This window comes from Pseudomonas sp. Ag1 (assembly GCF_000278565.1).
GTDB lineage: Bacteria > Pseudomonadota > Gammaproteobacteria > Pseudomonadales > Pseudomonadaceae > Aquipseudomonas.
Map to the genome: position 1 here is coordinate 64,089 of NZ_AKVH01000083.1, position 7,704 is coordinate 71,792.

At 52.8% G+C, this 7,704-nt stretch carries 7 protein-coding genes; 2 read left to right on the forward strand and 5 right to left on the reverse strand.

What is annotated here, in order from left to right:
* Positions 1–24: 24 nt before the first annotated feature.
* The 5 genes from A462_RS23935 to A462_RS23915 are packed head-to-tail and all read right to left on the reverse strand — an operon-like array spanning position 25 to position 4,673.
* Positions 25–1,539: a conjugal transfer protein TraG N-terminal domain-containing protein gene (locus A462_RS23935; RefSeq protein WP_008432856.1), complete on the reverse strand. Its 1,515-nt coding sequence runs from the start codon at positions 1,537–1,539 to the stop codon at positions 25–27.
* Positions 1,536–1,916 (reverse strand): hypothetical protein, encoded by a 381-nt coding sequence (locus A462_RS23930; RefSeq protein ID WP_008432858.1) that lies wholly within the window; start codon positions 1,914–1,916, stop codon positions 1,536–1,538. The genes A462_RS23935 and A462_RS23930 overlap by 4 nt, the downstream gene beginning before the upstream one ends.
* 8 nt (positions 1,917–1,924) lie before the next feature.
* Entirely contained in the window at positions 1,925–3,286 is a 1,362-nt protein-coding gene (locus A462_RS23925; protein WP_024073345.1) for an integrating conjugative element protein, read from the reverse strand.
* A gap of 20 nt (positions 3,287–3,306) precedes the next feature.
* On the reverse strand, positions 3,307–4,248 hold the full coding sequence (locus A462_RS23920) for a TIGR03756 family integrating conjugative element protein (protein WP_008432863.1): 942 nt from the start codon (positions 4,246–4,248) through the stop codon (positions 3,307–3,309).
* Positions 4,245–4,673 (reverse strand): TIGR03757 family integrating conjugative element protein, encoded by a 429-nt coding sequence (locus tag A462_RS23915; RefSeq protein WP_008432865.1) that lies wholly within the window; start codon positions 4,671–4,673, stop codon positions 4,245–4,247. Before A462_RS23915 ends, A462_RS23920 begins: the two co-directional genes overlap by 4 nt.
* Positions 4,674–5,621: 948 nt before the next feature.
* On the opposite strand from A462_RS23915, the gene A462_RS23905 reads away from it, so the two are divergent.
* A complete protein-coding gene (locus tag A462_RS23905) occupies positions 5,622–5,954 on the forward strand; it encodes a DUF2790 domain-containing protein (protein ID WP_008432869.1) in 333 nt (110 codons plus the stop codon).
* 217 nt (positions 5,955–6,171) lie between these two features.
* Positions 6,172–7,497, forward strand: a complete 1,326-nt coding sequence (locus A462_RS23900; protein ID WP_008432871.1) for an OprD family porin — start codon at positions 6,172–6,174, stop codon at positions 7,495–7,497.
* The last annotated feature ends 207 nt before the right edge of the window (positions 7,498–7,704 follow it).

The window sequence follows — 7,704 nt, forward strand, 5'->3', positions numbered from 1 at the left end:
TATCAATGATATGAGACCCTTACGTTACATAACGCTACGTTTGACAGTATTCACCCCTTCCTGACCTGCCTTTTGAACATCTTTTGTTCCGCTGGTAAGGCCTTCCAATGCTTTTCCTGCGCTCACCCCTGCCCATCCCAGCGCGCCCATCCAAAACACTGGCAGGATGATGAACATCGAGCCCATCACGAAGTTTAAGATTGCGTCCTGGGTGGCAGTGTTCAAACCCATCACAGGATCAAATGATAAATGCGGAGAACCGGCTCCATATAAAGCGTCCAATATCGTGGTATCGACCCATCTAGCCAGTTGAAACCAAAAGTCCACGAATATCAGAGCGAAAAAAACAACGGACATAGTCATGGCCACTTTTAGTTGGTAAGCCCCGACGATTAGCACCAAGGGAATGCAAATCACCATCGCCATTTTCAAGAACGCCATGACCATCGGTAGCGCCTGGCGAACCATGTCCATCGCTGGAAAATAGGCCATAGATCCTAATGCAACCCCGAGAGTCCCCGCTGCCCGGGCTGCACCATTCCACACAGTTCCGTCGATTTGTCCCCCGTAGTCCGTATAAACATCCCCTTTCACCTGGTTCGACGGCGAGACCAGTTGCCGGACAAGCGAGTCAGTGACTTCGTCCGGGGACAACCACTTTGCCCAGCCGAGCATTTTGGTCATGAGGTCCGGCGACACTTGAGCCTTGATACGGTCCCGCAGTCCCACTCCGCTATCTGACCACCATTGTTTGCAAGTTGGATAGCCCCCACCTCCACCCACTTGTGGTAAACCCACATCACGAGATGCGTTATAGGGCCATGATGCCCTTGGAGTTTTGGAGTAGTCCGTGTCGTAATAACCCGAGGTGTTCAATAAATAGTGCGAACCAATCCAGCTGAGTTCCTGCGCAAAACGAGGGTCATTCCCTTGCGCTCCCAATTCGGGTTGGCGCATGAATAATCTGGCACGGGAGGGTCCATAGCAATCGTGCGTAAAGTCGCCAATTTCCTGAGCCAATAGCGGGTTGTTGATCTTGGTGTTGCTAACTTCCATGCGTACTTGCCGTAAATCAGTCCCGCAGGGAATTGCTGCTACAGCGCCATTGGTTAATCCCTTTGATAATGCATGCATTAATGCCCACCACATGGGCATCTGGGCACTCTTTCCTGCCAGTGAGCTGAATGTTGTGTTCCAGCCTGTGTCTGTGGGTTTAGGTAAGTTGTATTGACATTGCTGAGCTCTACTCTGGTCAAATGCCAAGGTATCAAAACTCACATTGACGGCTGGTACAGCGAAGAATGCGACTACGATGTAGCCAACGTAGATATTGGTTTCGATACGTGCCAGTGAGAGAACGCCTTTGTTGCCCTCATCGGCCCCCTCACCACGGACTTTCAGCCACTCTCGAATAACGATGATGCAGAAGGGGAGGGCGAATAGACCGGTATCTGAAATCATCGCCCAGATACCATTGTTGATGATCCAACCGACCAACGTCAGGTAGTACTCTAAATAGTCATTGGTGTAGAGCGTCACAGAACACCCCCTGCCTGATACAGCACCTTGCTCAGTTCAACCATCAGAAATAATAAGATCACCATTATCTCGATCTTCAACAGGCCTTTGCGCCGTTTCGAGCGTTCTGAGTTCGATAACCGTACCTTGAATTTGAACCAGGCAACGGTCAGTGCGATATAAAGCATTAGGCGCCAGGTAAAGAGCGGCCAATAGTGGTCGGTGCGCCAGGCTTGCCATTGCTCGGCGCTGTCGAACATGTTCATCAGGACAGCGCTGAGTAGGACTACGAGGGCGGCAGTCGCGAGCAAAACACCCAGAACAAGCAGAATGCTCCTCCCGGTTCGTCGAACCAGCGAACGGTTGGGAGCGGCGACAGGCTCCTGTATTTCGGTCATGGCCTTTCTCACTGTTTGTTCTGGGCGGGTGACTGCAACTGGTCCAATCGATTCGTTTCTGGGGCTCCCGGGGACACGCCACGAGAGTCTTCTGCCCGTGCTTTGCTGCGTTCAATGATGGTCAGAGGCGAGTTCTTCGCGAGCTGCTGACGCATGTCCAGTTCCATTTTGAGGTTGCCGATCTCCTGTTGCAGCGAGGAGCTCTGCTGGCCGACTGCCTGGACGGCGAGGTCATTAGCCGCGACGTTCGGTTCCCGACTGCCTGCCATCAAGGTGCGCTGTAGGGTCAGAGCTTTCTCCAACACATCGGACAACGCGACTTCGGAGGCAAGCCGGCGAGCGAGTACGTCCTGGTCGCGCTCATCCTTGAGTGCTGCTACAACGCCTCGGGTGATGGGTAACGAGTTGCTGCTCGCTGCTTCCAGGTTTTCTAGCGACAGCGTTTTGCTTCCGCTCAGCAGTTCCTGCAGGGCCTTCAGCTTGGTGTCGTACGTTTCCTGGATCAGCGGCGTGAGGCCGACGCCTGCGGCTGTCACCGTTTTAGGGCAACTGTCACAGGTCTGCTGTTGTTGTTCACCCAGGACACGATTGGCAAAGGTGGTGGCTTCCTGGGGCGATGACCAGACATTGCACACCATGCCGTTGTTGCAGTTCGCTTTACTGATGGATGCGGTGTCGCCGGCCGCGCGCTTGTTCAGAAGGTTGTAGCCCGCCTTGGTGACGTCGCCTACGATACGAATTGGCTTCTGACCGGAACCACCTGCTCTATCACCACCAACCCAAGTGACGCCATCGTTTCCACCTTTCTTTTCGACTTGTTCCACCGCCGACACTGCGTCTGTGTTGGATGTTAGCGCCTGACTCATAGCCTGACCTTCAGCAAGCTTGCCCCAGCCCATTTGGTTACCGGCGATATCCGCCATCTTTTCGCCAATGGCGCGGCAGGTGCCTTTGGAGCGGTCGAAGTCCAGGCGGGCCTGCAAAATGCCGTTGGTGATGAGGTTGTATAGCGCCGGGTTCGCACGTTGAAGAATCAGTGCCGGCAGCGAAGCCACGGCGCTGGTGGCGCTCTGTACCACCGAGCTCATGATGTTTTTGAAGCCGGAAGTGGCACCATTCAATTGGTTTTCAAGGGTTGTGCTCAGGCTCATGTTTCCGCAGATTAGATTGGTATTCCAACCGCCTCCCACAGAAATACTATCCATGTTGCCTGCGCTCCCCATGGTGACTGCGTTGCCGCCGCCAATGCTATACAGCACGTTGTCCCCAATGACGCTTCCGGAGGAGGAGACGTTGATTGGATCAGCAGAGAGCGCTATTGCACTGCTGAGGCTGCAGGCGAGCCCTATCGCCAAGGTAGTGAGTTTCATGCTTTGCTCCGATCGCTGTTTCATTGGAAGTCCGTACTGCCGAGGAAGGTCTGTCCTCGACGCTGGCAACACGAATAAGGGCGCCAGAGTGCCCAGGCGTAGCCGCCATCCTGCGCATCGATGTTCGGATCGATGGTGGGAAAGGTTGCGCAAGTCGGGTTGAGGACTGGGGTGAGCTCTTGCCACTTACCAGTGGAGGCGTCACCTTCGCGTAGCGGCCCTGCGGGCCAGTAACCGGGGTAGGGAAGGGCGAGCATCGGCAAGTAGACATGGACCTGGCCTGGGCGGGTAACCACGTCGCCGGCACGCTGCGCAATAACTGCGCCCGTTTTGTAGTCGTCAGTCTGGTTAAGGAAGCCGCTACGCGGGTAGACGTTCCCCCAGCTGCTTGCTGAGAGCAGGCTACCGACTTCGCGCATGCCCGGAATGAGTGCTTCGGGGTATACGGATTCCGGGACGCCGTATCGCCAAGCAATGGGGTCAAGGGTGCTCAGAAAGTAAGGCACAAGCGGTAAGGTTGCGCCTTTGCATACATAGCCCGAGGCGCTGGCAAACTGACTCAACGCCGCACCACCTGGATGGCCGATGACATCGGCTTCCTTAAATTTGATGATGTTGTTCTCTGCAACGTGATTGGTAGTGCCGTCGTTGCCCGCTTGGGCCATCGGATTCGGGGTGCCAAGAGGTGACATCTCTATCCAAGGGTTCATCCCGGTATTCGCATATGCAGACACCACAGCGTCCGGTACGTAGTGACGAACCTTGGTCGAGGTTTTGACTTTGCATCCGAATGGCGTGCAGAGCAGCCAATAGCAGATGCCGACCACTTTGTACTCCAGGCAGGTTGGTGACAGGGTCGAGGCAATAATCGCTGCCGAGTTGATCGCAGCCGATGCACTGAATGACAGGCTGAAAGTGATAGCCAGCGACAAAGGCCGGATCGCAAAACGTGAGCGTCTCATCGTGACAGGCTCCGTGCTCGTTCAATCAACGCGACGGCTTTAGCTGCGTCAGGCTCGCCGTACACGACGTAGCGACGATCTACGACCACGGCTGGGAGTTTTTCGACTCGCAGGCTCCAGGCGTCTATGACGCCCTGCTGGGCTTGGGCCAACTCGTTTTGCAGATGCTTCCCTGCAGGGCTGACAAGGTAGCGTTGAATGGCCGCTTCTGCCTGGCGTGGATCGGCGGGTAGTTGGTTGGAAAGTTGTTCTTCAAGGCGCTGCTGATCATCCAGGAAGATGACGCGAGCGCCAGAAGGTGCGGATACTGGATGTGCTCGGTTTGTAATGACCCACGTCTCCGCGTGGGACGCAGTTGACAAGAACAGTAGCAGTGAAAACAGCCAGCGCCGCGTTTCGCTAATGTGGGTAAGGATCTGGAGCATGGCACCGTACCTGATATGGATTCAGGTACAGAAGACCGGATGGCTGTCTTGAGCGCAGTAAGAAATAGGAATTTGGAAGCTTTGGGTATTTGAGAGCGACGAATTCGTGTGGGTTGGATTAGAGATGGCACTTGGTCGGCTCAAATTGACGACGCAGTGAGTACGCAGTTAACTGGCTATCCACACAGCAAGAGTTCAAGCCAAGTTTATGAGGCGACCCTTCTTGGCCCCATCGCCGCCGATGGTCCACAGTACGCCAGTCGGACGAGTCTCGCCACCGCCCCACGACATAACGAAAAATCACTTCTATTGAAGCTTCGGGCGACATCAACGGCAAAATGCTCGCCCTGCCGATATCGTCAGCGGGTTTGGTCGTGCTGGAGAAAACAACCTCAAGATTCGAAGGCTTTATCTTTATCCTTGGGCAGGCAGTAGTTTGTGCTGTCCTGCTTGAGATCCTTCACGATCAAATGTTGCAAACGGAGCGCCTGCTGCACAGCTTCAATGTCATCTTCGATGACGTTAAGGATAAGATAAAAACCTATCCTCCGAGACCGTATTGCTGTTAAAGACCATCCTGCCGATTGCGTTTTCGGTGCTCTACGTAGTGCCTAATTTCCGCAGCCCATGAGGCTTTTGTGACACGTTCGTAGTCTCATTTAGCTACGCCCAAACGATTCATCCGCCTGTAGCGGTCAAAGCCGCTTTTCATAATAGGAAGATATGCATTTTTATAAAAAATCTCTAGATGCTCCAGGTGGGATACGAGTTGATTTCTGATGGTCGTATGATGCATTCAGCGTGCTCTGCCAATAAAGCTAAACTTTAAATAGTTGAACTCACGAGCTCTACGAGAGGCCTTACAGATATGTAATATTCGCGGCAGCTTCCTGAAAGGCATCACTGGTTATCCTCTAGTCAGAAGTAAGTGAGCACTAGGAGAAAATCATGAAATTATTAAAAGTTGTTTTTGCCGCTTCCATCTTGACCATGTCTTCTTTGGCCATGGCTGAAGGAGGTGGTGACCGTGTTTATGGTCGAATGATGCAAGAGAACCAGAAGGCGATGGAGCAGTACGCCTTAGAAAACGGAAAGGCGACACCTGAAGTTGTTCATTATGAATACGGAATGAACCTCGATGTCCAGAAGGTAATCAGTACCACTCAAGCCAATAAAACCTGTGGCGTAGCCCCTTCGCGCATGACCTATGAAGATTCGGCGGGCAAGCTCAACACCTTGGAATACAAGGTTATGGGTACTAACTGCCCTCACGGAAGTTAATTAGCGTTAGCCCTGACTGCGCAAGGTTGTTCGGTATGTTTTGAGCCTGCTTGCTGTTCGCTGACACAGAAGTAATTTTCAGGTCACGCTGGAGTTATCTATTGTATGAAATTATGTCTGCCGGCACGTAGGAGAAATCCTCACGTGCTGGTGGCTTTTATAATTATAAAAAATATTTCATAAAGAAACTCTGCCAAGCTAAAGCCTGGAGTGTTAAATGAACAATAAAAGCATTTATGGTCTTTCTCTCATTTCCCTTGGCATGAGCATGGGGCAAGTTGCAGTAGCTGTGGAGCAAAAGCCTGAAGGGTTCATTGAGGGGAGCACCTTTAGTATTCTCAATCGGAATCTCTATCTCAATCGTGATTATCGAAAGGGTCAATCAAGCCCCACGGGCAATGGTTACTCAGCCGAATGGGCTCATGGCATCATTGGCCGATTCGAATCAGGCTTTACTCAAGGTACCGTAGGCTTCGGCATTGATGCGTTTGCAATGGAAGGCCTCAAGCTCGATTCAGGTGATGGTCGCTCGGGAGCCCGTAGCTCAGTCGATGTCTTGCCGCACAATAGCAAAGGCCAACCTGAAGACTCCTACTCAAAAGTAGGCGGGGCCGCAAAAGTGCGTTTCCTGGATACAGTCGTCAAGGTAGGCGACGTATTTCCATCGACGCCTGTCGTTGCCTATGGGGATTCCCGACTTCTCCCGGAGAGTTTCCGGGGTGCAACGTTCACTAATACCAGCATCAAAGGCCTGACCCTTCAGGGGGGCCGGCTGCATGCGATGAGCCAACCCAATTCCAGTAGCATGCGTGACGGCTTTTCAACTTTTTACGCCGGTGTAGTAGATGCTCCATGGATCGCTTATCTAGGGGGCGATTACACGGTCAATGAACACGTAGGTGTGAGTCTTTACACCAGCCAATTCAAGGATGTGTGGAACCAATACTACGCGGGCACCACATTGAGCTATCCACTCTCAGAAAGCGTATCGCTAATTGGCGGCTTTAATTACTACCGAGCGGTTGATGAGGGTGAAAAACTTCTGGGAAGCTTCGATAACAAGATCTGGAGCGGCAAGACCGGGGTCAAATTCGGAGCGCACGCCGTGACCGTTGGTTACCAGCGCAATAATGGTAACGACGACTTTGACTACCTTCGCCAGTCCGACTCAATTTTTTTGGATAACTCCATTCAGTACAGCGATTTCAACTCACCGAAAGAGCAATCCTTGCAGCTGCGCTACGATCTAGATATGCAGGCTTTCGGCATCCCCGGTCTGAGCTTCATGACCCGCTACGCTAAGGGTTGGGATGCGGACTATTCCAACGCAAACAGCGTGTACATGCGTCGCGGAGCGGACGGTGCCCCATTGCAGGACCAAAAGCGTTGGGAGCGAGACATCGAGGCTAAGTATGTCATCCAGTCAGGCTCACTGAAGGACATGTCTTTACGTGTCCGCCAAGCAACGACACGAGCTACCGATTTCGAATCTGATTTGGACGAGGTCAGACTGATTGTTGAATATCCACTGCAACTCCTTTAACGGGCATTAGCCATCGGCATCAACTGTCCGGTATCCCCGATACACCCCGTCTCCTTGTTTCTCCTTTGGTTTGGAGACGGCTTAGGCGCCCTAGTGGCGCCTTTTTTTGTGGATTGAAGGTAAGCGTCCGAACTACACCGCCTTGCATCTCAGACCTTAATCCCCTTTAACCGCTGATTGACGCGCTCACACTCAAAAACTGCGAAA